The 25,747-nt window shown below is 57.7% G+C and carries 23 protein-coding genes and 1 pseudogene; 9 read left to right on the top strand and 15 right to left on the bottom strand.

Annotated features, from left to right (window positions below; all coding sequences use genetic code 11):
• Positions 1-80 precede the first annotated feature (80 nt).
• The 6 genes from AC4OVU_RS11515 to narI all read left to right on the top strand — a co-directional run bounded on the left by AC4OVU_RS11515 (position 81) and on the right by narI (position 8,973).
• On the top strand, positions 81-656 hold the full coding sequence (locus AC4OVU_RS11515) for a TetR family transcriptional regulator (protein ID WP_015570471.1): 576 nt from the start codon (positions 81-83) through the stop codon (positions 654-656).
• A 210-nt stretch (positions 657-866) separates the two neighbouring features.
• Positions 867-2,252 (top strand): NarK family nitrate/nitrite MFS transporter, encoded by a 1,386-nt coding sequence (locus AC4OVU_RS11520; RefSeq protein ID WP_491928685.1) that lies wholly within the window; start codon positions 867-869, stop codon positions 2,250-2,252.
• Positions 2,253-2,319: 67 nt separating this feature from the next.
• Positions 2,320-6,060: a nitrate reductase subunit alpha gene (locus AC4OVU_RS11525; protein WP_110292936.1), complete on the top strand. Its 3,741-nt coding sequence runs from the start codon at positions 2,320-2,322 to the stop codon at positions 6,058-6,060.
• Positions 6,057-7,601, top strand: coding sequence for a nitrate reductase subunit beta (gene narH, locus AC4OVU_RS11530; RefSeq protein ID WP_017382296.1), 1,545 nt, complete (start codon positions 6,057-6,059; stop codon positions 7,599-7,601). The genes AC4OVU_RS11525 and narH overlap by 4 nt, the downstream gene beginning before the upstream one ends.
• Entirely contained in the window at positions 7,601-8,296 is a 696-nt protein-coding gene (gene narW / locus AC4OVU_RS11535) for a nitrate reductase molybdenum cofactor assembly chaperone (RefSeq protein WP_006810721.1), read from the top strand. Before narH ends, narW begins: the two co-directional genes overlap by 1 nt.
• Positions 8,293-8,973 carry a respiratory nitrate reductase subunit gamma gene (gene narI / locus AC4OVU_RS11540; RefSeq protein ID WP_015570467.1) on the top strand — a complete coding sequence of 227 codons (681 nt, stop codon included), beginning with the start codon at positions 8,293-8,295 and terminating at the stop codon, positions 8,971-8,973. Before narW ends, narI begins: the two co-directional genes overlap by 4 nt.
• Before the next feature lie 80 nt (positions 8,974-9,053).
• Here narI and nhoA read toward each other — a convergent pair whose 3' ends face one another.
• The gene (gene nhoA, locus AC4OVU_RS11545) at positions 9,054-9,899 is read right to left on the bottom strand and encodes an N-hydroxyarylamine O-acetyltransferase (protein ID WP_491928686.1); all 846 of its coding nucleotides are present in this window, start codon (positions 9,897-9,899) and stop codon (positions 9,054-9,056) included.
• A 105-nt stretch (positions 9,900-10,004) separates the two neighbouring features.
• On the opposite strand from nhoA, the gene AC4OVU_RS11550 reads away from it, so the two are divergent.
• Positions 10,005-10,577 (top strand): flavin reductase family protein, encoded by a 573-nt coding sequence (locus AC4OVU_RS11550; protein WP_017382293.1) that lies wholly within the window; start codon positions 10,005-10,007, stop codon positions 10,575-10,577.
• A 48-nt stretch (positions 10,578-10,625) separates the two neighbouring features.
• Here AC4OVU_RS11550 and fusA read toward each other — a convergent pair whose 3' ends face one another.
• A complete protein-coding gene (gene fusA, locus AC4OVU_RS11555) occupies positions 10,626-12,725 on the bottom strand; it encodes an elongation factor G (protein WP_110292935.1) in 2,100 nt (699 codons plus the stop codon).
• Positions 12,726-12,886: 161 nt separating this feature from the next.
• On the opposite strand from fusA, the gene AC4OVU_RS11560 reads away from it, so the two are divergent.
• Positions 12,887-13,186: an ArsR/SmtB family transcription factor gene (locus tag AC4OVU_RS11560; protein WP_000612740.1), complete on the top strand. Its 300-nt coding sequence runs from the start codon at positions 12,887-12,889 to the stop codon at positions 13,184-13,186.
• Here AC4OVU_RS11560 and AC4OVU_RS11565 read toward each other — a convergent pair.
• The 13 genes and pseudogenes from AC4OVU_RS11565 to AC4OVU_RS11625 all read right to left on the bottom strand — a co-directional run bounded on the left by AC4OVU_RS11565 (position 13,179) and on the right by AC4OVU_RS11625 (position 24,654).
• A complete protein-coding gene (locus AC4OVU_RS11565) occupies positions 13,179-13,820 on the bottom strand; it encodes an ECs1377 family protein (protein ID WP_110292938.1) in 642 nt (213 codons plus the stop codon). The genes AC4OVU_RS11560 and AC4OVU_RS11565 overlap by 8 nt on opposite strands.
• Positions 13,821-13,911: 91 nt before the next feature.
• Positions 13,912-14,913, bottom strand: a complete 1,002-nt coding sequence (locus AC4OVU_RS11570) for a Kdo(2)-lipid IV(A) acyltransferase (RefSeq protein WP_064489345.1) — start codon at positions 14,911-14,913, stop codon at positions 13,912-13,914.
• Positions 14,914-15,099: 186 nt separating this feature from the next.
• Positions 15,100-15,330 (bottom strand): tautomerase PptA, encoded by a 231-nt coding sequence (gene pptA, locus AC4OVU_RS11575; RefSeq protein WP_003857012.1) that lies wholly within the window; start codon positions 15,328-15,330, stop codon positions 15,100-15,102.
• 37 nt (positions 15,331-15,367) lie between these two features.
• A complete protein-coding gene (locus tag AC4OVU_RS11580) occupies positions 15,368-15,985 on the bottom strand; it encodes a glutathione S-transferase family protein (RefSeq protein ID WP_006810732.1) in 618 nt (205 codons plus the stop codon).
• 41 nt (positions 15,986-16,026) lie between these two features.
• The gene (locus AC4OVU_RS11585; protein WP_110292933.1) at positions 16,027-16,914 is read right to left on the bottom strand and encodes a transporter substrate-binding domain-containing protein; all 888 of its coding nucleotides are present in this window, start codon (positions 16,912-16,914) and stop codon (positions 16,027-16,029) included.
• 9 nt (positions 16,915-16,923) lie between these two features.
• Complete coding sequence (locus AC4OVU_RS11590; RefSeq protein ID WP_017693375.1) at positions 16,924-17,697, bottom strand: amino acid ABC transporter ATP-binding protein; 774 nt, start codon at positions 17,695-17,697, stop codon at positions 16,924-16,926.
• Positions 17,681-18,607 (bottom strand): amino acid ABC transporter permease, encoded by a 927-nt coding sequence (locus tag AC4OVU_RS11595; RefSeq protein WP_040117689.1) that lies wholly within the window; start codon positions 18,605-18,607, stop codon positions 17,681-17,683. Before AC4OVU_RS11595 ends, AC4OVU_RS11590 begins: the two co-directional genes overlap by 17 nt.
• A 9-nt stretch (positions 18,608-18,616) precedes the next feature.
• Positions 18,617-19,126, bottom strand: a complete 510-nt coding sequence (locus AC4OVU_RS11600) for a GNAT family N-acetyltransferase (RefSeq protein ID WP_015570459.1) — start codon at positions 19,124-19,126, stop codon at positions 18,617-18,619.
• 9 nt (positions 19,127-19,135) lie between these two features.
• Positions 19,136-21,399: pseudogene (locus AC4OVU_RS11605) on the bottom strand (NtaA/DmoA family FMN-dependent monooxygenase).
• 16 nt (positions 21,400-21,415) lie between these two features.
• Entirely contained in the window at positions 21,416-22,537 is a 1,122-nt protein-coding gene (locus tag AC4OVU_RS11610; RefSeq protein ID WP_040117692.1) for an amidohydrolase, read from the bottom strand.
• Complete coding sequence (locus AC4OVU_RS11615; RefSeq protein ID WP_110292931.1) at positions 22,534-23,535, bottom strand: LLM class flavin-dependent oxidoreductase; 1,002 nt, start codon at positions 23,533-23,535, stop codon at positions 22,534-22,536. Before AC4OVU_RS11615 ends, AC4OVU_RS11610 begins: the two co-directional genes overlap by 4 nt.
• Positions 23,536-23,644: 109 nt before the next feature.
• On the bottom strand, positions 23,645-24,184 hold the full coding sequence (locus AC4OVU_RS11620) for a shikimate kinase (RefSeq protein ID WP_045329905.1): 540 nt from the start codon (positions 24,182-24,184) through the stop codon (positions 23,645-23,647).
• A 71-nt stretch (positions 24,185-24,255) separates the two neighbouring features.
• Entirely contained in the window at positions 24,256-24,654 is a 399-nt protein-coding gene (locus tag AC4OVU_RS11625; RefSeq protein WP_110292930.1) for a (R)-mandelonitrile lyase, read from the bottom strand.
• Positions 24,655-24,766: 112 nt separating this feature from the next.
• Here AC4OVU_RS11625 and AC4OVU_RS11630 point away from each other — a divergent pair, with 112 nt between their 5' ends.
• Positions 24,767-25,657, top strand: coding sequence for a LysR family transcriptional regulator (locus AC4OVU_RS11630; RefSeq protein WP_045334941.1), 891 nt, complete (start codon positions 24,767-24,769; stop codon positions 25,655-25,657).
• Positions 25,658-25,747: the final 90 nt, after the last annotated feature.

The raw sequence follows: 25,747 nt of genomic DNA on the forward strand, positions 1-25,747 counted from the left end.
AGAATGCGATCCTACGTAAAGTTGAACACTTGTCCAGCTCTTTGTTACACTCGTTTCGTTGCCATTGAGAGTGAGAAATTATGCGTTATCTGAGCAAGGACGAGCGGCGGGAAGAGATCCTCCAGGCCGCGATGCGCGTGGCGCTGACCGAAGGATTCGCTGCGATGACCGTGCGCCGCATCGCCACCGAAGCGGGCGTCGCCACCGGGCAGGTGCATCACCACTTTGCGTCGGCGGGCGAGCTTAAGTCGCTGGCGTTTGTCCGGCTGATCCGCGATTTGCTGGATGCTGAAATCGTTGGCGAAAACGCCGGCTGGCGTGAGCGCCTGCATGCCATGCTCGGCAGCGATGACGGCGGGTTTGAGCCCTACATTCGACTGTGGCGGGAGGCGCAAATTCTCGCCAGCCGGGATAGCGATATCAAAGGCGCCTACGTTTTGACCATGGAGATGTGGCACCAGGAAACGGTCGCGATTATCCGCGCCGGGGCGGAGGCCAACGCCTTTACGCTTGCTGACCAGCCGGAAAATATCGCCTGGCGTTTAATTGGTCTGGTATGTGGCCTGGATGGCATATACGTATTAAATATGCCTGAAATGGACGACGCGGCATTTAATAAGCATCTGGATAAGCTTATTTCCCTCGAATTGTTTTAATACTCCCATCGGGGTATTAATTTCCGCAAATAGTTACAATTAGTAACACATAAAGCGAACCCTGATTCCCATTCCAAACTCAGGGATTCGCTTTTTTATCTATCCTTTCAGATGTATCCCATAACATCCAAAAATTTCTACAAACTGCCGAAAGGTATCTTTCTGTTTTCACTTCTTTTTTCTCTCCATTTGGGTAAGCAAGAGGGTGATATGTCACATCAAAGCGAGAAGAGTAATCAGCATCTGTTGAGTAACTGGAAACCGGAAAACGCGCAATTTTGGGAGAATAAAGGGAAACCTATCGCACGTAGAAACCTGTGGATTTCCGTGGCGTGTTTGCTTCTCGCGTTTTGTGTATGGATGTTGTTTAGCGCTATTGCGGTAAATCTTAATAAGGTCGGATTTAATTTCAGCACCGATCAGCTTTTTATGCTAACGGCATTACCTTCTCTTTCCGGCGCGATATTGCGTGTCCCCTACTCTTTTATGGTGCCGATATTTGGCGGACGTTACTGGACCGTGTTAAGTACCGTTATCCTGGTCGTACCCTGTGTCTGGCTTGGGATCGCCATCCAGAATACCGCTACGCCTTACTGGGTCTTTATCATCATCGCACTGCTGTGCGGTTTTGCCGGGGCCAACTTCGCTTCCAGCATGGGAAACATCAGTTTCTTCTTCCCGAAAGCCAGACAGGGCAGCGCGCTGGGCATTAACGGCGGGCTGGGTAACCTGGGCGTGAGCGTGATGCAGCTGGTTGCGCCGCTGGTGATTTTCCTGCCGATGTTTACCTTTCTCGGCGTTCACGGCGTCCCCCAGGAGGATGGCTCGACGATGTGGCTGGCGAACGCGGCGTGGATCTGGGCCCCGCTGCTGATTCTTGCTACCCTTGCGGCGTTTTTTGGCATGAACGACATCGCCAGCTCGAAAGCGTCCATTGCCAGCCAGCTTCCGGTGCTTAAGCGCTTTCACCTCTGGCTGCTGAGCCTGCTTTATCTGGCAACCTTCGGCTCGTTTATCGGTTTCTCGGCAGGCTTTGCTATGCTGTCGAAAACCCAGTTTCCGGACGTAAATATCCTCCACCTCGCCTTCTTTGGCCCGCTGATCGGCGCTCTGGCGCGTTCGGCTGGCGGAATGATTTCAGACAGGCTGGGCGGCGTACGGGTGACGCTGATCAACTTCGTCTTTATGGCCATCTTTAGCGCCCTGATTTTCCTGACGCTCCCCGGGTCTGGTTCAGGCAGTTTTATCGCCTTCTATCTGGTCTTTATGGGCCTGTTCCTCACCGCAGGCCTGGGCAGCGGCTCGACCTTCCAGATGATCGCGATTATCTTTCGCCAAATCACCCTCGACCGCGTGAAAAAACAGGGCGGGAGCGACGAACAGGCACAGCATGAAGCGGTGACCGAAACGGCTGCCGCGCTGGGCTTTATCTCTGCCATCGGTGCGGTAGGCGGGTTCTTTATTCCCAAAGCCTTTGGCACATCCCTGGCGATGACCGGTTCCCCGGTGGGCGCCATGAAAGTCTTCCTCGTGTTTTACATCGTCTGCGTGCTCGTCACCTGGCTGGTGTACGGCCGCAAATCCTCACAAAAATAATAACTACCTCTTCGCCGGAGCGTGATGTCTCACCCTCCGGCCATGCTATCGAAGCAGGAGAAATGTCATGAGCAAACTGTTGGACCGCTTCCGTTACTTCAAAACAAAAGGCGACAGTTTCGCCGATGGGCACGGGCAGGTGTACCACACCAACCGCGACTGGGAGGACAGCTACCGTCAGCGCTGGCAGTTCGATAAAATTGTGCGATCCACCCACGGCGTTAACTGCACCGGCTCCTGTAGCTGGAAAATTTATGTCAAAAATGGCCTGGTAACCTGGGAAACCCAGCAGACCGACTACCCGCGCACCCGCCCTGACCTGCCTAACCACGAACCGCGCGGCTGCCCGCGTGGCGCAAGCTACTCCTGGTATCTCTACAGCGCCAACCGTCTCAAGTACCCGCTGGTACGCCGCAGGCTGATCGAACTCTGGCGAGAGGCGCTGGCGCAGCATACCGATCCGGTGCTGGCCTGGGATGCCATTCAAAACGATCCGCAGAAAGCGCAGAGCTACAGGAAAGCGCGCGGAAAAGGCGGTTTTATCCGCTCAAACTGGAAAGAGCTTAACCAGCTGATTGCTGCCGCCAACGTCTGGACCATCAAAAACTACGGCCCGGATCGGGTAGCCGGTTTTTCCCCCATCCCGGCCATGTCGATGGTCTCTTATGCCGCCGGTACGCGCTATCTCTCCCTGCTCGGCGGCACCTGCCTGAGCTTCTATGACTGGTACTGCGATCTGCCTCCGGCGTCGCCGATGACCTGGGGCGAACAGACCGACGTGCCGGAATCGGCGGACTGGTACAACTCCAGCTATATCATTGCCTGGGGCTCGAACGTGCCGCAGACGCGCACCCCGGACGCCCACTTCTTTACCGAAGTGCGTTACAAGGGCACCAAGACCGTCGCCATTACGCCGGACTTCTCGGAGGTGGCGAAGCTCAGCGACCAGTGGCTGGCCCCCAAACAGGGTACCGACAGCGCCCTTGCCATGGCGATGGGCCATGTGATCCTTAAAGAGTTCCACCTTGATAATCCGAGTGATTACTTCCTTAACTATTGCCGCCGCTACACCGACATGCCGATGCTGGTCCTGCTGGATGAACAGGCTGACGGTCGCGTGGTGCCGGGCCGCATGCTGCGCGCGTCGGATCTGGCCGACGGGCTGGGTGAAACCAATAATCCGGAGTGGAAAACCATCGCCTTTGACGTGGCCGGAAATCTGGTGGCGCCGAATGGTTCCATCGGCTTCCGCTGGGGTGAAAAAGGCAAATGGAACCTGGAGTCGCTGGCTGCGGGACAGGAAACCGAGCTGACGCTTTCCCTGCTCATCACCCACGACAGCGTGGCAGACGTGGCCTTCCCTTACTTCGGGGGCAACGAGAATCCGCATTTCCGCAGCGTGAAGCAGGAGCCGGTGCTGACGCGCCGAGTACCGAGTAAAACCCTGACGCTGGCCGACGGCAGCCAGAGACGCGTGGTTAGCGTGTACGATCTGGTGCTGGCAAACTACGGCCTCGATCGCGGTCTGGAAGACAGTAACGCGGCGACAAACTACGCCGAGATAAAAGCCTACACCCCGGCCTGGGGCGAACAAATTACCGGCGTCCCCGCTTATCTGATAGAAAAAATCGCCCGTGAATTTGCCGACACGGCGCACAAAACTCACGGTCGTTCGATGATCATCCTCGGGGCCGGTGTGAACCACTGGTACCACATGGACATGAACTACCGCGGGATGATCAACATGCTGGTCTTCTGCGGCTGCGTCGGGCAGAGCGGCGGCGGCTGGTCGCACTATGTCGGCCAGGAGAAGCTGCGCCCGCAAACCGGCTGGCTGCCGCTGGCCTTCGCGCTGGACTGGAACCGTCCGCCGCGCCAGATGAACAGCACATCGTACTTCTACAACCACGCCAGCCAGTGGCGCTATGAGAAGCTCACCGCACAGGAACTGCTTTCTCCCCTTGCAGACGCATCGAAGTTTACCGGTCACCTGATTGATTTCAACGTCCGCGCCGAGCGCATGGGCTGGCTCCCTTCCGCGCCGCAGCTCAACCTCAACCCGCTGCACGTTAAGGCCCGGGCGGACGCCGCCGGTATGTCGCCGCAGGACTACACCGTTCAGGCGTTAAAATCGGGCGATATCCGCTTCGCCTGCGAACAGCCGGATAACGGTAAGAACCACCCGCGCAACCTGTTTGTCTGGCGTTCTAACCTGCTTGGCTCGTCCGGGAAAGGCCATGAATACATGCTGAAATACCTGCTTGGCACCGAAAGCGGTATTCAGGGTGAGGATTTAGGCTCAACGGACGACGTGAAACCTGAAGAGGTGGAATGGCAAACCGCCGCCATTGAGGGCAAGCTGGATCTGCTGGTGACGCTCGATTTCCGTATGTCCAGCACCTGCCTGTTCTCGGATATCGTCCTGCCCACCGCCACCTGGTATGAAAAAGACGATATGAATACCTCGGACATGCATCCGTTTATTCACCCGCTTTCCGCAGCCGTTGACCCGGCGTGGGAGTCCCGCAGCGACTGGGAGATTTACAAGGGCATCGCCAAAGTCTTCTCTGAAGTGTGCGTCGGACATCTCGGCACCGAAACTGACGTGGTGCTACAGCCGCTTCAGCATGACTCCCCGGGGGAGCTGTCGCAGCCTTTTGATATTCTGGACTGGCGCAAAGGCGAGTGCGATCTGATCCCCGGCAAAACCGCGCCAAACATTGCAGTCGTCGAGCGCAACTATCCGGAAACCTACGAGCGCTTCACGGCCCTTGGGCCGCTGCTGGACAAGCTCGGTAACGGCGGAAAAGGCATATCGTGGAACACCCAGAACGAGGTCGATTTCCTCGGCAAGCTCAACTACGTCAAGCTCGACGGCCCGGCGAAAGGTCGCCCGCGCATCGAGACCGCCATTGACGCTTCAGAGGTGATCCTCGCCCTTGCGCCGGAAACTAACGGTCAGGTCGCGGTCAAAGCCTGGGAAGCCCTCGGCGAACTGACCGGGCGCGATCACACTCATCTGGCGCTGAACAAAGAAGATGAGAAAATCCGCTTCCGCGATATTCAGGCGCAGCCGCGCAAAATCATCTCCAGCCCGACGTGGTCCGGCCTTGAGAGCGAGCACGTCTCCTATAACGCAGGCTATACCAACGTTCACGAGCTGATCCCGTGGCGCACGATTTCGGGCCGCCAGCAGCTGTATCAGGATCATGCCTGGATGCGCGCCTTCGGGGAGAGTTTGGTGGCCTATCGTCCACCGATTGACACCCGCAGCGTTACCCATATGCGCGAAATCCCGCCGAACGGATTCCCGGAAAAAGCGCTTAACTTCCTGACGCCGCACCAGAAATGGGGCATTCACTCCACCTACAGCGAAAACCTGCTGATGCAGACCCTGTCGCGCGGTGGGCCAATCGTCTGGATCAGCGAAACCGACGCGCGCGAGCTGGGCATTGAGGACAACGACTGGATCGAAGCCTTTAACGCCAACGGCGCCCTCACCGCCCGCGCGGTGGTCAGCCAGCGCGTGCCGCCGGGCATGACCATGATGTACCACGCTCAGGAGCGCATCCTCAACATTCCGGGGTCAGAAGTAACCGGACGGCGCGGCGGGATCCACAACTCGGTCACCCGTGTCTGCCCGAAACCGACCCACATGATCGGCGGCTACGCGCAGCTGGCGTACAGCTTCAACTATTACGGCACCGTCGGCTCGAACCGCGACGAGTTCATCATGATCCGCAAAATGAAAAACATTAACTGGCTGGACGGCGAAGGTCGGGATCAGGTACAGGAGGCGAAAAAATGAAAATACGCTCACAGGTTGGCATGGTTCTGAATCTCGATAAATGCATTGGCTGCCACACCTGCTCGGTCACCTGTAAGAACGTCTGGACCGGGCGCGAAGGGATGGAGTACGCGTGGTTCAATAACGTCGAAACCAAACCGGGTATCGGCTATCCGAAAAACTGGGAAGATCAGGATGAGTGGCAAGGCGGCTGGATCCGCGGTATTCACGGCAAGCTGACCCCGCGCCTCGGCGGCAAAATGGGCGTGCTGTCGAAGATTTTCGCTAACCCCGTCTTGCCGCAGATTGACGATTACTATGAACCCTTCACCTTCGATTACCAGGATCTGCACCGCGCGCCAGAGGGCGATCACCTCCCTACCGCCCGCCCGCGCTCGCTGATTGACGGCAAGCGAATGGATAAAATCGAATGGGGGCCCAACTGGGAAGAGCTGCTGGGCGGCGAGTTCGAAAAACGCGCCCGCGACCGCAATTTCCAGAAGATCCAGAAGGAGATGTACGGCCAGTTTGAAAACACCTTCATGATGTACCTGCCGCGCCTGTGCGAGCACTGTCTGAACCCCAGTTGCGTTGCCACCTGCCCGAGCGGTGCGATTTACAAGCGCGAAGAGGACGGCATTGTGCTGATTGACCAGGACAAATGCCGCGGCTGGCGTCTGTGCATCAGCGGCTGCCCGTACAAGAAAATCTACTTCAACTGGAAGAGCGGCAAGTCAGAGAAGTGCATCTTCTGCTACCCGCGCATTGAGTCCGGCCAGCCGACCGTCTGCTCGGAAACCTGCGTTGGGCGCATCCGCTATCTCGGCGTGCTGCTGTATGACGCGGACCGCATTGAAGAGGCGGCCAGCACCGAGCATGAAACCGATCTGTACGAGCGCCAGTGCGACGTGTTCCTTAACCCGAACGATCCGGCGGTGATTGAGGAAGCGCTGAAACAGGGTATTCCGCAGAACGTCATCGACGCGGCACAGCGTTCCCCGGTTTACAAAATGGCGATGGACTGGAAGCTTGCCCTGCCGCTGCATCCGGAATACCGCACCCTGCCGATGGTCTGGTATGTGCCGCCGCTGTCACCGATTCAGTCCTACGCCGACGCGGGTGGTTTGCCGCAGAGCGACGGCGTGCTGCCTGCGGTCGAAAGCCTGCGCATCCCGGTCCAGTACCTGGCAAACATGCTCAGCGCGGGCGATACCGGTCCGGTGCTGCGCGCCCTGAAGCGCATGATGGCGATGCGCCACTACAAACGCTCCCAGACCGTGGAAGGCGTGACCGACACCCGCGCCATTGAAGAAGTGGGCCTGACCGAAGCGCAGGTTGAGGAGATGTACCGCTATCTGGCTATCGCCAACTACGAAGACCGCTTCGTGATCCCGACCAGCCACCGCGAAATGGCGCGCGACGCCTTCCCGGAGAAAAACGGCTGCGGCTTCACCTTTGGCGACGGCTGCCACGGTTCCGACACCAAATTCAACCTCTTCAACAGCAGCCGCATTGACGCGATCAACATCACCGAGGTGCGTGAACACGGGGAGGGAGAATAATGCAAATCCTCAAAATCATCGCGCTACTCATTGAGTATCCCGATGAGCTGCTGTGGGAAAACCGTGACGAAGCGCTTTCCCTGGTGGAACAGGACGCGCCCATGCTGCTGCCGTTTGCGCAGCAGCACCTGAGCGCCCCGCTGCTGGATAAGCAGGCCGAATGGTGCGAAGTGTTTGAACGGGGGCGCGCAACCTCGCTACTGCTGTTCGAACACGTTCACGCCGAGTCCCGCGATCGCGGTCAGGCGATGGTCGACCTGATGAGCCAGTATGAGAAAGCCGGCCTTCAGCTTGACTGCCGCGAGCTGCCGGACTATCTGCCGCTCTATCTGGAGTACCTTAGCATCGTTACCGACGACGAAGCGCGCGAAGGGCTGCAAAACGTCGCGCCGATCCTGGCGCTGATTGGCGGCCGCCTGAAACAGCGCGGCGTGGCGCATTACCAGCTGTTTGACGCCCTGCTGACGCTGGCGGAAACGCGGCTTTCCAGCGACAGCGTGGCGAAACAGGTGTCCGGTGAAAAACGGGATGATACCCGTCAGGCGCTGGACGCCGTGTGGGAAGAGGAACAGGTGAAGTTTATCGAAGACAACGCCACATCGTGCGACAGCTCGCCGATGCAGCAATATCAACGACGCTTTAGCCAGGACGTCGCGCCGCAGTACGTGGACGTCAGCGCCGGAGGCCCAAAATGACACATTACCTGAACGTGTTTTTCTATGACATTTATCCGTACATCTGCGCCACCGTGTTTTTCCTTGGCAGCTGGTTGCGCTACGACTACGGGCAGTACACCTGGCGCGCCTCGTCGAGCCAGATGCTCAGCAAGCGCGGTATGAACTGGGGCTCTAACCTGTTTCATATCGGGATTTTGGGGATCTTCTTCGGGCATTTGTTCGGCATGTTAACTCCGCACTGGATGTACGCCTGGTTTTTACCCGTCGCGGTTAAACAGCAGTTAGCCATGATTGCGGGGGGTATTTGCGGGGTGCTGACGCTGATTGGCGGGTCGATGCTGCTGATCCGCCGCCTGTTCAACCAGCGGGTGCGTGCCACGTCCACCACGCCGGATATTATCATCATGAGTATCCTGCTGCTTCAGTGCATCCTTGGGCTGTCGACCATTCCTTTCTCCGCCCAGTATCCTGACGGAAGCGAGATGATGAAGCTGGTCGGCTGGGCGCAGGGGATCGTGACGTTTAAGGGAGGCTCGTCAGAAATGCTGAGCGGCGTCGCACCGATCTTCCGCGTGCATCTGGTGCTGGGGATGACGATCTTCCTTATCTTCCCGTTCACCCGTCTGGTGCACGTGTGGAGCGCGCCGTTTGAGTACTTCACCCGTCGCTATCAGGTAGTGAGATCGCGCCGTTGATTTTGTCGGGTGGCGGCTTCGCCTTACCCGACCTACGTTTCAAGCCGCTGTAGGCCCGGTAAGGCGTAGCCGCCACCGGGCTATTTCCCTGCCTGTGGATGCGTATCAAACCCCGCCATCACGGCCGTCAGCTCGGCCAGGGTAAAGCCGTGCTTCGGGTCATCAACGCCCAGGCCAAACCGCGCCTGCATCAGCTTATACAGCGCCTCCGCATCCGGCAAATGGATCTGCTCCTCCACATGCCCGTTCTGCCAGTGGGTAAAATTAAAGTTGGTCAGCGTCAGCTTGCCCCCGTCCGGCAGGTGGCGACACATCAGCAGGTGATGACGGAAATGGGACTGCGGCCAGTGCGCCGACCAGAAGTTTCCCATCACGTAATCGTTGAAATACTGGGTCGCCAGGTCGAAATGGTACATCGACTGCCAGTGCTCGTGATGGCGGAATTGCAATACCCAGTCGTTACCCTCGCTTAGCAAACGAAAACTCCCGTGCGGGGTGTCCTGCTCCTCGTTGGCGATCAAACGAATCGGCGCCGTCAGCGTTTGTCCGCCAAATCCCACATCGGCGATCCAGCGCTCGCCGTTCAGCTCAACCAGCAGCAACCGGTGCGTACGCGGCGGCATCTGCGACGGATTGGCCAGCACAACCCGCCCCAGTACGCTGCGCACCGTAAACCCGACTTCACGCAACACCCGCTCAAACAGGCCGTTTTGCTCAAAGCAATATCCCCCCCGACGCGCGGTGACCAGTTTATCCACCAGACACGCGTCATCCAGATGGATTTCACGCGGCAAAACGACGTCAATATTTTCGAAAGGGATCGCGCAGTTATGGTGTAAATGCAGCCCCCGCAGGGTATCGATATCAACCTGTACGGGCTGCTGCCAGCCCGTGCGGGCGAAATAAGCACTCAGAAATGGGGACATGATTTGCTCCAGGATGTGATATCCCCTGTTTATAAACTATTTTCCCTTATGCATATGCGCAAAAGTGCTTTTTCGTCATACTCATCGTGTACATGAGGAGATCCTATGAACCACTTTCGCCCTGTTGAATTACGCCATGCCAGCCGTCTTCTGAATCACGGTCCAACCGTGCTCATCACCAGCCGGGATGAGACCATCGATCGTCGCAACGTCATGGCCGCCGCATGGTCTATGCCGGTGGAATTTGAGCCCCCGCGTATCGCGATTGTGGTAGACAAAAGCGCGTGGTCACGGGAGTTGATCGAACGCAGCGGGAAATTCGGCATTGTGATCCCCGGCGTGGCGGCAGCCAACTGGACCTGGGCGGTCGGCAGCGTCAGCGGGCGCGACGAGGATAAATTTAACTGCTACGGGATCCCGGTTATTTATGGCCCTGAGCTTGGCCTGCCGGTTATAGAAGAGAAATGTCTGGCGTGGATGGAGTGCCGGTTATTACCTGTAACCTCTGCGGCAGAGAAATATGACACTCTGTTTGGCGAAGTGGTTTCCGCCGCGGCGGATGAACGCGCATTTGTCGCCGGACGCTGGCAGTTTGACGGGGATAAGCTGAATACGCTGCATCATCTGGGTGCGGGTACGTTTGTCGCGAGCGGGAAAATGGTGAAGGCGCTGGATTAACGCACCTCAAAAAAGAAAAGCCCTCTTCCTGAGGAAGAGGGCTTTTTATTACTTCACACGCTTCGCAATAATCTCATCCGCCACATTCCGCGGAGCTTCCGCAAAATGATGGAACTCCATCGTATACGTCGCGCGACCCTGGGACATCGAGCGCAGCGTGGTGGCGTAGCCAAACATCTCAGCCAGCGGGACGTCAGCGCGAATAATCTGGCTGCCATACTGCTCTGCCATACCCTGCACCAGGCCGCGACGGGAGGAGAGATCGCCCATAATGTTCCCGGCGTACTCTTCCGGCGTTTCCACCTCAACGTGCATGACCGGCTCAAGAATAACCGGATCCGCCCGCCGTGCGCCCTCTTTGAAGCCGAGGATCGCCGCCATGCGGAAGGCCATCTCCGAGGAGTCAACGTCATGGTAGGAACCAAACGTCAGGGTCGCTTTCACATCCACCACCGGATAGCCCGCCAGCACTCCCGTATTCATGGCTTCTCGCAAGCCTTTTTCCACCGACGGGATGTACTCCCGCGGCACCACCCCGCCTTTGGTGGCATCTTCAAACACAAAACCACTCCCGGCGGCTAACGGCTCAAGGCTCAGGACCACATGACCGTACTGCCCTTTCCCGCCGGACTGTCGGACAAATTTACCTTCTATATCCTTCACCGCTTTACGCAGGGTTTCACGGTAGGTGACCTGCGGACGACCAATGTTCGCCTCAACGCCAAATTCACGCTTCATGCGGTCAACGATGATCTCCAGATGCAACTCGCCCATCCCGGAGATGATGGTCTGTCCGGACTCTTCGTCCGTGTGCAGGCGAAACGACGGATCCTCCGCAGCCAGGCGCTGTAGGGCGATCCCCATTTTCTCCTGATCGGCCTTGGTTTTCGGCTCAATCGCCAGCGAAATAACCGGATCCGGGAACTCCATCCGTTCAAGGGTGATCACCGCATTCGGATCGGTCAGCGTGTCACCGGTGGTAACGTCTTTCAGCCCGACACAGGCTGCGATATCCCCTGCGCGCAGCTCGTCCACCTCATGGCGATCGTTGGCATGCATCAGCACGATGCGCCCGATACGTTCTTTCTTGCCCTTCACCGGGTTGTACACCGCGTCGCCTTTGCGCAGTATGCCGGAATAGACGCGGATAAAGGTCAGCTGGCCAACGTACGGATCGCTCATCAGCTTGAAGGCCAGCGCCGAGAACGGTTCATCATCGCTTGGGTGGCGCTCGGCGTGCTGTCCGTCTTCGTCTACCCCATCAATAGCAGGCACGTCCAGTGGAGACGGCATCAATTCAATCACCGCGTCGAGCATGCGCTGCACACCCTTGTTCTTGAAAGCGCTGCCGCACAGCATGGGCTGTATTTCACCGGAGATGGTCCGGACGCGCAGCCCCTGGATGATTTCCGCTTCATCCAGTTCGCCCGTCTCAAGGTACTTATCCATAAGCTCATCGCTGGCTTCTGCCGCAGCCGAAACCATTTTTTCTCGCCACGCCTGGGCGGTGCTCAGCAGATCGTCAGGCACTGGCGCATAGCTAAACGCCATGCCCTGCGTCGCATCATCCCACAGAATGGTGCGCATCTTGATGAGATCCACCACGCCGGTGAAGTGTTCTTCTGCCCCCACGGGGATCACAATCGGGACCGGATTGGCTTTCAGCCGCTCCTGCATCATCTGCACCACGCGGAAGAAATCCGCACCCGGGCGGTCCATTTTATTGACGAACGCCAGACGCGGAACGTGATATTTATTCGCCTGACGCCAGACAGTCTCCGACTGCGGCTGCACGCCGCCGACGGAGTCATAGACCATTACCGCGCCGTCGAGCACACGCATGGAACGTTCCACCTCAATGGTGAAATCCACGTGCCCGGGGGTGTCGATAATATTGATGCGGTGCGGTTCAAAGCCTCTGTCCATACCGGGCCAGAAACAGCTCACCGCCGCCGACGTAATGGTGATCCCGCGCTCCTGCTCCTGCGTCATCCAGTCGGTGGTTGCCGCGCCATCGTGTACTTCACCCAGCTTGTGGCTCATCCCGGTGTAAAACAGGATGCGCTCAGTGGTGGTTGTTTTGCCGGCATCGATATGCGCGGAGATACCGATGTTGCGATAACGTTCGAGTGGAATGGGTCGGGGCATGTTATTTCCTTAAGTCTTCATGACTGGTTTGTGACGACCGGGATGGTCGCGTGTTCGTTCGTTTGTTATAATAGTCCTATTGTACGAGTATTATCGAACTATTTTTTAACGGTTGACCTATTGTTGATATAGCTCAATCTCACGCGAGACGCAGGAAAACGATGATCCCAAACCACCCGGAACCTGAACAAATAGTGTTGGAAAATGTGCTGTTCGCCCTCGGCAACCCGCTGCGATTAGCGATTATCCGCAGGCTGGCCGACGGCAGCGAACTGAGCTGTAACGCGCTGCGCCCGGAAGAGGTGGTGAAATCTACTATGACTCACCACTGGCGCGTGCTGCGCGACAGCGGCGTGATCTGGCAGCGCCCGCAGGGGCGCGAGAATATGATCTCACTGAGAAGAGAGGATCTGGACGCCCGCTTTCCTGGGCTGCTGGCGATCCTGCTCCAGGCTAAGTAGCGGCAGCGTCCTCAAGACGATAAACCGGAATGCGTCGTATTGTTCCGGTAAGGGTGTCGAACACCTCCGTATCGGACGTCACTATTCTCATCCCGGTCTTCCTTAACCGCTGCACCTCGGCGGCTATGCGCTGGAGGCCAAACCAGAAAAGCCCGTCAAGCGCGGTGACCGCAAGCCCCTGTTCCAGCGCCAGCTGGAGGCGCTCGCGGGGGGCTTTCACCTGCTGAGCGATTTGCCGGTAAGGCACTTCCGATCCGCCGGACGCATCGATTCGCTGAATACGGGTCTTCAGGTGGTAGGTAAATTCATCGGGAATGCCGTTCAAATCCCGTTTAAGGCTGTAGACGCAGCCAAACCGCTTGCCGTTGAACAGGACATTTTTTTGACTGAGCTGAAACTCATTTCTGATGCTATCAATCAGCTGCGGTGCACGGGTAAGAAGTAACCGGAAGGGAAGCTCAAAGCTGGTCACATAATCCACATTCAGCAGCGCGAGACGCAACCGCTCTTCTGCCCCGGATTTCTGGTCATGACATTCGCGCATCACCTCGGCCCACTGGCGCGTCAGACGTTCCGGCTCGCCGGCTTCGGTGAGGAGGTATTTTTCTAGATGATAATCGACTCTTCCGGTCATGTGGGGCATCCCGTCAATATGGATGCGGTAATTCTATCCAGCGCGGCAGGATTTATAAAGGGCGGAGCGCACCGGCATCCGCCCTGCCGGGCTACTGCTGGATACTCGACCGGTCCGAAATATCGCTGGCAGATAAGGTTCTTGCAGAAGATGGGATCTGTTTTTTGCGTTTATACCGGTCCGGCTGGCCTTCAGGGCGGGTTTTGAACCGGCGATGCAGCCACATATATTGCTCAGGCGCCATCATCACGGCGCGCTCAATCGCTCTGTTCATTTGCGTGGCCACCGACGCTTTGTCGCCTCCCTGCAAGGTATCGCTGATATCCTCCAGAATAATCAGCTCATACCCTGTGCCGTCTGCTTTTCGGCGCGGTACAAACGGGATCACGGCCGGTCTGGCACTTTTCACCAGCATGTAGCTCCCGGCAGTTGTCGCGGCGTCCGGGACGGCAAAAAACGGCACAAACACGCTATTCGTTTTGCCATAGTCGTGGTCCGGGGCATACCACAGGATCTCGTTTTGCTTCAGCGCGCGGATCATGCCCTTCAGGTCATAGCGGTCAAGCATGGTTTTATTGGAACGTAGACGACCGCGCGTTTGCAGCCAGTCGAGCAACGCATTATTGTTGGGACGATACACACCAATACCCGCGTTGAGCATGCCAAAGATGCGTGCGCCTAATTCCAGCGTGAGAAAATGCATGCCAATGAGCACCACTCCCCTTCCTTGCGCCCGCGCCTGTTCCATATGTTCGTAGCCGGTTACGCTGAAGTGTTTCCGTACGCGCCAGTCTGGCCAGAACCACGCTATCCCCGTTTCGATGACGCCCATTCCAACCGATTCAAAATTACGCTCAAGTAAACGCTCGCACTCGTCCTCTTTCATATCAGGAAAGCAAAGCTCAAGATTTCGTCTGGCGATCTCCACGCGGCGTGGAAGCAGGCGCATAGCCAGACGCCCAAGCCCGTGACCTATTTTCAACAGCAGCGGGTACGGAAGCTGAACCGTGCACCAGAGCGCGGCAATGCCTGCCCAGCTGAGCCAGTAACGAGGATGAATAAAGGCGAGTGAAAACTGAGGTAATTTTGTCATGGAAAAATTATCCTTTTACTAATTTGTACTTAATCTGGTGCAGTTGCAGTGCTTACCTGCTGATTCAACGAATATTGTTCGGAAGGATGAATTGTAGCGGAATCGTTATGGTTTTTATTATCGATTTTTGCGAAAGGGAATAAAAGCGAGGAGCGCCGGGTGATATTGCACCACCCGGCAGGCAAGTTACATCGAATAACCGGGCTTCTTAATCAGTTCATCCAGTTTCGGGCCGATCTCGGTATCCCAGACCTGCGCCTTCCAGTCAGCTTCCTGAACCTCCTGAAGCGCCACGGAGATTGAGCGATCTTTGCTGTTCAGATGACGGGCGATCGCTTCGGCGATATCCGCCGCCAGGGCCGTTTTTTGTTCGTCAGTCAGATCGCGTGGAAAACATTTGATATCAACGTGTGGCATGGGCAGGGCTCCTTTTATAGGTGAGCGTTCCACGTTATCAGATTATATCGTTAGCTTTTAGCACCTTGTGCAGTTCCGGCAGCGCGCAGACGGCATCCGCGACGGCGGTAATATTAGGCGTGTTAGTGGCAAACCACTCATGACGTGGCCCCCAGGTACGCGCAACGGCAATATAGACGTCAAGCAGCGTCAGCTGTTTGCCAAACGCAAACGGCGAGGCGCTGAGCTGGCTGTCGAACCACAGATAGAGCGATTTTCGGTACTCAATGCAATTTTTCTTCAGCTGTTCCGGGGCATCAGGCACCCAGCGTTCCGGGTAATCTGCATACGTAAAGGTGGGATAGACGTTCGCCACAAACCAGATGAGCAGGCGCTGAAACTGCTGGCGCTCGGCCTGCCCTACGGGCGGCGCGAGGTCGGGACGTCTGTCGAGCACCATCAGGGCGATCGCTGCGGTTTCCGTCACGATCGCCCCATTTTCCAGCTCCAGCGTCGGCACCTGGCACAGCGGGTTCAGTTTCAACAGCAATTCGCGCTGCGGGCCGGGCTGGTCAAACCCGTCCACGTTGACGAACTGATACGGGATGTCTGCCAGAGTCAGCATCACTTCACTGATTGCCGATCCCCAGCCGGGTACGCCATAGAGTTTGATCATGTTGCCCCCTCAGGGATGAAAACCCTAAGTGTAGAGCACCATTAGTAGGTTATCCCGGGCGGATTAACATCTGAAGACGTCACCGCTTCGCCCGCCTCCCCCCAGCGCGCCAGCACCTTTTGATACTCCCCGCGCTTAATCGCACCGTCCAGCGCAGCCTGCAACGCATACACCAGCCCATTACCTTTTTTGGTTGTGGTGGCGACATAGGCTTTCTTCGGCCCTAATCCCACGACGCGGGTTCTGCCGGTTAACGCGGCTTTGTAGGCCGAAACGGACTGCGGTCCAAAGAAAACATCCGCCCTGCCGGACTGAATATAAAGATTGCCTGAGGCGTCGTCGGTCAGATAAACCGGCAACGCAGGCTCGCGCCCGGCCTTTTTATTCTCTTCGTTCCAGCCCAGCAGAATACGTTCCTGATTGGTGCCTGACCCGACAATCACCTTTTTACCGGCCAGATCTTTCGCACGGGTGATCGACTGTACGTTGCTGGTGGATTTCACCGAGAAGGCGAGGGAATCGACGCGATAGGTCGCAAAATCGAACTTCGCCTTACGTTGCTCGGTGACGGCGATATTCACCAACGCCACGTCATAACGCCCGGAAGTGATCCCCAGCGGCCAGTCTTCCCACGCCGTTGGCACCAGCTTCAGCTTCAGCCCCAGACTGCCCGCCAGCAACCGGGCGATATCCGGGTCGCTGCCAATACGGGTGCGGTTATCACTGGCCAGCAGCGCCAGCGGCGGAGAATTCAGGGCTGAAATCGCCACCGTGAGGGTACCCGGCTCAACAAATTTATAGTTCGCCGGGATTTTCGCCACTGCCTGTTGATCAACCGTCACCGGCAGCGGCTGTTCGTTGGCCTTTAAATCAATGCTGGCGTGGCTCGCCGTCGTGAAGACCAGCCCCGCCAGGAGTCCATATTTCATCTGCGCTCCTTACAGCACTTTTGAGAGGAACTGGCGCGTTCGCGGATGCGACGGTCGGTTTAACACGTCGTCGCTGCTGCCCTGCTCCACAATTTTACCGTCGACCATAAATACCACCTGGTCCGCCACTTCCCGGGCAAAGCCGATCTCATGGGTGACCACCACCAGCGTCGTGCCGGAACGGGCGAGCTTTTTAATCACGTCCAGCACTTCGCCAACCAGTTCCGGATCCAGCGCCGAGGTGGGTTCATCAAACAGCATCACGCGCGGGCGCAGCGCCAGCGCGCGGGCAATGGCGATACGCTGCTGTTGGCCGCCGGAGAGGTGACGCGACCAGGCATCGGCTTTATCGCGCAGACCTACCACATCCAGAAGGCTGTAGGCGTTTTCAACAGCCTCTTTTTTACTGAACTTTTTATGCGCGATGGGTGCTTCAATCAGGTTTTCCAGCACCGTGAGATGCGGAAAAAGATTGAAGTTCTGAAACACGTACCCAACGTTGACGCGCTGTTTGAGGATCTCTTTCTCTTTGAGCTCGTAGAGTTTGTCACCCTGACGGCGATAGCCGATGTAATCCCCGTCAATCTGAATAAAGCCTTCGTCTACGCGCTCAAGATGGTTAATGGTGCGCAGCAGCGTCGATTTTCCCGATCCAGAGGGGCCGAGGATCACCGTCACGGAGCCCGGCGGGATCTCAAGCGTGACGTTATCGAGCGCTTTATGTCGGCCAAAAAACTTACTGACGCCGGTAATGGAAATATGTCCTTCAGGAGAGGCTTGCATGAACAGGCTCCTGTGCTGGCGAAGTGGTGACGGAACGCGCGCGACTGGCCGCCCGGTTGTGGTTAACGGCGGAGCGGCGCTCGCTGCGGGCGAGTCCACGCTCAATAACATGCTGGATGGCAGACAGTACGGTGGTGATCACCAGATACCAGACGGCCCCCACCATCAACAGCGGGATCACCTCCTGGGTGCGGTTGTAGATCATCTGGATCGTGTAGAACAGTTCCGGCATCGCCAGCACGTAAACCATCGCCGTCCCTTTGGCGAGGCTGATGATTTCGTTAAACCCGGACGGCAGGATGGTGCGCAGCGCCTGCGGGAGAATTATGCGCACCGTGCGACGCCATGCCGGCAGACCTAGCGCAGCGGCCGCCTCATACTGACCGTGGTCGACCCCAAGGAAGCCCCCGCGAATGATCTCCGCAGTATAGGCGCTCTGCACCAGCGTCAGCCCCACGATGGCGGTAGAAAACTGCCCGAGAACATTGATGGTTTCAAAGCTGCCCCAGGTAATGCCGGTAAAAGGCACGCCGAGAGAGAGCGTGTCGTAGAGATAGGAGAAGTTATAGAGGATAATCAGCACCACGATCAGCGGCAGGGAACGGAACAGCCAGATGTACCCCCACGCCAGGCTGCTCAACAGCCATGATGACGAGAGCCTCGCCAGCGCCAGCATGCCGCCAATAACCACGCTCAGTACGGTGCTTATTAACGTCAGCAGCAGCGTCTGGCCGACGCCTTCGAGGATCACCGGGTCGAAGAACCAGCGGGCAAATACCGCCCATTCCCAGCGCGGATTAAAGGCCACGGACTGGATCACGACCGCCAGTACAAACAGCGCCACCACGGCGCCAGCAGCGCGCAGCGGATAACGTGCCGGGACCACTTTTATGGTTTCAACGTTGCTCATCGTCGCTCCTTATGCGGTTTTGCTGAGCGCTTCGCGGATCAGCGTCTTGGTGAAACGCAGCCGACCGTCGAACGGCGGCTGGCTATACTCTTCCGGATCACGGTTAAGATCGAACTGCGGCTGATACCCCTGACTGAGATAGAGCCGCACCGCCTCCGGCTGGCGAAACCCCGTGGTCAGGTAGATGCGGCTGTAGCCCGCCAGCACCGCCCGGCGCTCCAGCTCCTGTACCACGCGCGCGGCCAGCCCCTGCTGGCGCAGCGTTTTATTCGTCCAGATGCGTTTGATCTCTGCGGTATGTTCGTCGAAGGGCTTGTACGCACCGGTGGCGATGATCTCGCCATCGCGCTCCAGGACGATAAACAGCCCCTGCGGCGCCAGGTACCACTCTGTCAGCTCGACTTCCGCATCCTTTGAAAAGTAGTCGCCGTAACGAGCGGCGTACTCACCGAAAAGCCCCTCGATAATGGGCTGAAGATCGGCATCTTCCGGCGAAACGTCACGAAATTGTTCGCGCATAGCGCCTCCTTAATCGCCCAGACCCGCCGGGTTAACTTCGGAACTGGGGATACGCTCCACGCCTTCCCCCCAGCGGTTCAGCACTTTGTCGTAATCTCCGTTCTTGATCGCGCCGTTCAGCGCGGTTTGAACCGGTTCGACCAGGCCGCTGCCTTTTTTCAGCGTCACCGCGATATGCGCCGCCTTCGGCCAGCCACCGTCGACGCTGCCGACCAGTTTGGTTTTACCGTTAAGCGCCGCTTTCCAGGCACCGATCACGTTCGGGCCAAAGTAGGCGTCCGCGCGTCCGGACTGAAGCGCCAGCGTTTGGGCCGCGTCGTCTTTGGTGTAGATCGGCGTAAAGGGTTTAAGCCCTTTTTTGAGGTTCTCTTCGTTCCATGCCAGAAGGATGGCCTCCTGGTTGGTGCCGGAACCCACGATGATGCGCAGCCCGGCGATATCCTCTGCCTTCACAAGCGAGTTAATCGGACTGGTGGATTTCACGTAGAAGCCAAGTGAATCCTTGCGGTAGGTGGCGAAGTCGAACTTCTCTTTGCGCGCTTTAGTGACTGTGATGTTGCTGATAGCCGCGTCGTATTTCCCGGAGGCAACCCCCAGCGGCCAATCCTCCCAGGAGGTGGGCACCACGTTCAGCTCCAGTCCGAGGCTGTCCGCTACCAGACGCGCGATGTCGACCTCACTTCCCAGCAGAGTTTTGTTGTCGTCGGAAAAGACCGTCAGTGGCGGTTGATTCAGTCCCGCCACCGCCACGGTAAATTTCCCCGGCACGGCAAAACGATAGTCTTTCGGCAGTTGCGCGATCGCATCGCTGTTTTTGGCGGTATTGATCGGCGTTTTATTGGCTTCAATGCTCACGCCGGTGCCGTTAATATTGACGTTCTCTGCCCAGACGGCAGGGGTAAAGGCCAGCGCAAGCGCCAGAATAAGTGATGATTTCTGCATAGCGTTTTTCTCTTTTATTGTTGTGTGAACTGATTTTTGGGCTCGTCTAAGCCCAGACTTTCGCGCAGCGTGGTGCCGGGATAGTCGGTGCGGAACAGGCCGCGCGCCTGTAAAACGGGCACCACCTGGTCAACAAAGCGCGGGAAGGTGTCCGGCGTGCCGCCCTGAATGATGAAGCCATCCGCCGCCTTCTCTTCGAACCAGGCCTGTAAACCATCGGCCACCTGCTCCGGTGTGCCGGAAAAACGCGGGCGCGGCGATGCGGCTTCCAGCGCGACCTGACGCAGAGTTAAGTTGCGCTCACGGGCGTTACGCTTGATTTCATCGGTGGTGCTGCGGAAGCTGTTTTTGCCCAAATCGCCAATATCCGGGAACGGCGCGTCGAGGGGATACTGGCTGAAGTCGTGATGCTCGAAATATCGTCCGAGGTAATTCAGCGCATCATTAATGGAGACCAGTGCCGCCGTAGTTTGATACTGGTTTTCTACGTCATCGGCGTCGTTTCCAACAATCACGCTGACGCCCTGGAATATATGTAAATCCTCTGCGCGGCGGCCGTGACTTTCCAGCTGCTGTTTAACATCGCGGTAAAAAGCCTGGGCTTCTTCCCGCGTGTCATGGTGGGTAAAGATGGCGTCAGCGTGTTTTGCCGCCAGCTTTTTACCGTCGTCGGACGCGCCAGCCTGAAAGACAATCGGACGTCCCTGCGGCGTGCGGCCAATATTCAGCGGGCCGGAAACCTGGAAGAAATCACCGTGGTGATCAAGAGTATGCAGTTTCGACGCATCAAAGAACTTTCCGCTCTCTTTATTGCGGATAAAGGCATCCCCTTCCCAGGAATCCCACAGCCCCTTCACCACGTCGAGATACTCATCGGCAATGCGGTAGCGCAGCGCATGCTCCGGGTGTTTTTCGCGGGAGAAGTTCCTGGCTGACCCTTCCAGCGGTGACGTCACCACGTTCCAGCCCGCGCGTCCGTTGCTCAGGTGATCGAGGCTGGCGAACTGGCGTGCAACGGTGAAAGGCTCGCTGTACGAGGTGGATAACGTGCCGACCAGCCCCAGGCGCGAGGTGATACTCGCCAGCGCGGACAACACCGTCAGCGGCTCAAAGCGGTTTAAAAAATGCGGAATGGATTTCTCGTTAATATAAAGACCGTCGGCCACAAATATAAAGTCGAGCTTGCCCTCTTCTGCTTTTAAAGCCGTTTCTTTAACGAAATCAAAATTAATGCTGGCATCCGCGACCGCCGCCGGATGGCGCCAGGCAGACATATTTCCGGATGCACCATGCAAAATGGTCCCCAGCCGCAATTGACGATGTGCAGACATAATCACCTCAAATTAATTAAACGTGTTGCAGGGCTTTTTCCGCGAGCTGAGCAAAATAGCAGGCAGCGGGTTCGATTAATGCTTCGTCCGGGTTAAATGCCGGGTGATGTAACCCAAACGGACTGTTGCTGCCAATGCTGACAAACGCGCCGGGTATGTTTTGCAGATAGACCGCGAAATCCTCCCCGCCCATGTGCAGTTCCGCATGCCGGGTTTCATATCCCGCTTCGCGCGCGACCGAGGTGGCAAACCCGGCCCAGTGCTCATCGTTCACCAGCGCGGTGGGCCCGGCGTACCAGGTGATGTTGATTTGCGCGCTAAAGGCGCTGGCAAATCCGGCGGCGATTTCACCGACGCGCGCTTTCACGTTCTGCTGCACTTCCGTGCGGTGCGTGCGCAGCGTGCCCTCCAGCTCAACGCTTTCCGGCAGCACGTTCCAGGTATTCCCCCCGGCGATGCGCGTCACGCTCAGAACAACCGAATCCAGCGTGTTGACGTTACGGCTGGCTACGCTTTGCAGCGCGGTTACCAGCTGACTTGCCAGCACGATGGCGTCGTTGCCTTCATGGGGACGTGCGGCATGCGCGCCTTTGCCGGTCACGTGAATAACGAAGCGATCAACGTTGGCATAGAACGGGCCGCCGCGCGTGGCAAACTCGCCGACCGGCAGTGACGGCTCGTTATGCATCCCGAAAATCGCGCGTACGTCGCGTAACGCCCCGGCCCGCACCATGCTTTTCGCTCCGCCGAAATTTTCTTCCGCAGGCTGGAACAGGATCCGCACGCGACCGTTGAGCGAGGCTTCCCGCTCTTTCAGCTTTAGCGCGGCGCCGAGGATCACGCTGGTGTGAATGTCGTGTCCGCAGGCATGCATCACCCCGGCGCGCCGGGAGCTAAACGGCACCCCGCTGCGCTCGTCGATGGGTAACGCGTCGATATCGGCACGCAGCGCAACCAGTGCGTTGCCCGTGCCGATCTCCGCAACCAGCCCGGTCTGGAGATCGTAAGGCAGCGGGGCAATCCCGGCTGCCGTCAGCCACTCGCGCAGGCGCGCCGTTGTTTCGACCTCCTGACCAGAGAGTTCAGGGTTCTGGTGCAGCTCACGGCGCCAGGCAATCAGTTGTTCGCTAAAGCTCATACGGTAACCTCCCTGTTAAGACGCGCCTCGGCCAGCAGTCGCAGGGACTGCACGCGCGTTGCGCCATCAGCGACCGGCGTGTCGATGATAAATTCGTCAATCCCCCACTGCTGATGCAACGCGTTGAGCTGTTCAAGCACCGACGCCGCCGTTCCGGCCAGCAGAGACTGCGCCCGACGCGCGATGCGCACCGGTTCACTCCCCGCCTGCCGCGCAAAGGCGTAGGCCTGTTCTTCGCTGGCGACGGTGACGCGCTGTCCGTTTGCCAGCTCCACGCCCCACACTTCAACCTTCTGCGCCAGCGCATCGGCCTCAGCCTGGGTTGGGGCAACAATGGCCTGCACGGCCACAATCACCTCCCGGACGCTGTGTTGACGCCAGGCTGTGACGACCTCGCGCAGCAGCTCAGGATCACCGTTCAGATGGGCGGCAAAGACAAAATGCCAGTCGAGGGAGGCCGCCAGCAGCGCGCTTTCTGTGCTGGCGCCCAGCAGAAGCCCCCGGGCAGGCACCGGCGGCAGCGGCGTGGCGCGAACGTCCTCCTCCGCTGACTGATTTTCAGGGCGGATCCAGCGATCGAGCTGCGTCAGTTGTTCAGCAAAGCTGCCTTTTTCCTGCGGATTAAGGCCGTGCTGCAAGGCGCGGGTAGAGAGCGGCAGACCGCCGGGCGCTTTGCCAACGCCCAGATCAACCCGGCCCGGCGCAATGGCGGCCAGTACGTTAAAATTTTCGGCGACTTTATAGGGGCTGTAATGTTGCAGCATGACGCCGCCTGAGCCCACGCGAATACGTTTTGTTTGCCCGAGGATCCAGGCAATCAGCAGCTCCGGCGAGGGGCTGGCAAGCTGCGGGGTATTGTGGTGTTCGGCAATCCAGAAGCGGTGATAACCCAGCGTTTCTGCCTGTTGCGCCAGAGCTAAGGTTCGCGCCAGCGCATCGGCGGCTGTTTCGTGTTCTGCGACGGGGCTTTTATCCAGAATGCTGATTCGCCATGACATGTTGCGTTCTCGTTTGACTTAACATGTCGTCATTATTAAAGGCGGATTTCACCTCTGAGAAACAATTAATTTACATTTGGATTGCCGGAAAACGGCAATAGAGCGTCTGTCATCGGCGTGATTTAAGCGAGGCAATGAGTCTTTCTGCATCCTGCCGTCGGGTAATGCGGAGAAAGCGAATGTGTGCGTACTGCGGGTTTTGCATATCCGCCTCATATCGTTTGCGGTTGCTGCGCCAGGTTTTGATCGTCCAGATGATAATAGAGTCCTTGCTAAGGAACGACCGACGAAAGCTTTCGCGGTTCCCCGTGCCGGGCCAGAGCTCCTGTTTGTGCCAGGCGCGTCTGGAGGCCCGCGTCACCGCCTGCCAGAGCGTGCGGATAAACCCACGATCTATCCACACCACCAGATCGACGTCGCGCCACTTAACGTCGCGTGTGCGGTTGTAATTTCCGTCCAGGACCCAGTCAGGCGAGGCGGCGAGCGCTTTTTCCAGGGTTGCAAGAAACTCATCATCCGGTGTTCCCTGCCAGTTCGCTCGCCAGTAAAGCCTGTCCATTTCAATGTAAGGGATAGCCAGCGCCTCCGCGATTCGCCTGCCAAACGTGCTTTTCCCACTTCCGCTGGTGCCTATGATATTGATTTTCACCGTTCCGCCTGCACATGCTGAAGAAAACGGATCGAATCATAACGTTAATAATTTGTTTACGAAACGCCAGACTACTCGTCCGGATACTGCTCGTCGGTGACCTTCTCCAGCCATGCCACCGGGCTCCCGTCGACAGCTTCTGCGATGGCGATATGGGTCATGGCCGTCTGCGCGCTTGCTCCGTGCCAGTGCTTCACGCCGGGTGGGATCCAGGCGATATCACCCTGATTCAGCGGTTCCGCCTCTTTCCCCCACTCCTGTAACCAGCCGCGCCCCTGCGTCACGATCAGCGTTTGTCCAAGAGGATGCGTATGCCAGGCGGTACGTGCGCCGGGTTCAAAGGTGACGGTCGCGCCGCCGACTTTTGCCGGTTCAGTCGCCTGGAAAGGCGCGTCAATGCGCACGCAGCCGGTAAACCAGGCCTCTGGCCCCTGAACGGAAGGTAACGAACCGCTACGGATAATTTTCATGATTAACTCCTCGTTTGCTGTTGCGTTAACAGTAGCGTAAAGCCATGGGGAGCATTAGAGTGCATAATCAGAAAGGAACCATGAATTCATTTCATAAATCGAGTAAACCGCCATGTTAAAAGACAACTTCAACGATCTGCTTTCCTTTATGGTCGTCGCCCGGGAGCGCAGCTTTACCCGCGCCGCGGCGCAGCTTGGGGTATCTCAGTCGGCGCTCAGCCACGCAATGCGCAATCTGGAAACGAGGCTGGAAGTCCGTCTGTTAACCCGCACCACCCGTAGCGTGGCCCCTACCGAGGCCGGCGAGCAACTCCTCATGCGCTTAAGCCCCCATCTGCTGGAGATCGAACAGGAACTCACCGCGCTGCGTGATACCCGCGACAGACCTGCCGGGAATATTCGCCTTACCGCCGGGGAGCACGCCATGTCTGCGGTGCTGTGGCCTGTGCTTAAACCCTTTATGGCGCAGTATCCTGACATCAACGTTGAAGTCACGGTGGACAATGGGCTGACTGATATTGTCGATGGCCGCTTTGACGCGGGGGTGCGTCTGGGTGAGCAGGTGGCGAAAGATATGATTGCCGTTCGTATTGCGCCGGACATGCGCATGGCGGTCGTCGGGTCGGCAGAGTATTTGCAACGTTTCGGCGTACCGGAAACGCCGGAGCAGCTTGATCAGCACCGCTGCATTAATATGCGCCTGCCCACACGCGGCGGATTATATGCCTGGGAATTTGAACGGGACGGACGTGAGCTGCGCGTGCGGGTTGACGGCCAGCTGATCCTCAACAGCCTGCCGCAACGCATCGATGCCGCCGAAAACGGTCTGGGGCTGGCGTACGTCCCGGAAGATGCGGTTCAGGACGCCCTTGCTGAGAGCCGGTTAGTGCGTGTGCTTGAAGCCTGGTGCCCGGCTTTTACGGGATACCATCTGTACTATCCGAGCCGCCGCCAGCACACTACCGCGTTTGCATTACTTATTGCAGCCCTGCGGCATTCATAAGCTCTACCTATAAGTAACTATTAAGCAAACCTGATGATTAAATCAGCATTCGCAGACCTTTTTGCCTAAAAAAACGTCACGATTCAGCGC

It is taken from the genome of Enterobacter sp. 6722112 (assembly GCF_058661685.1).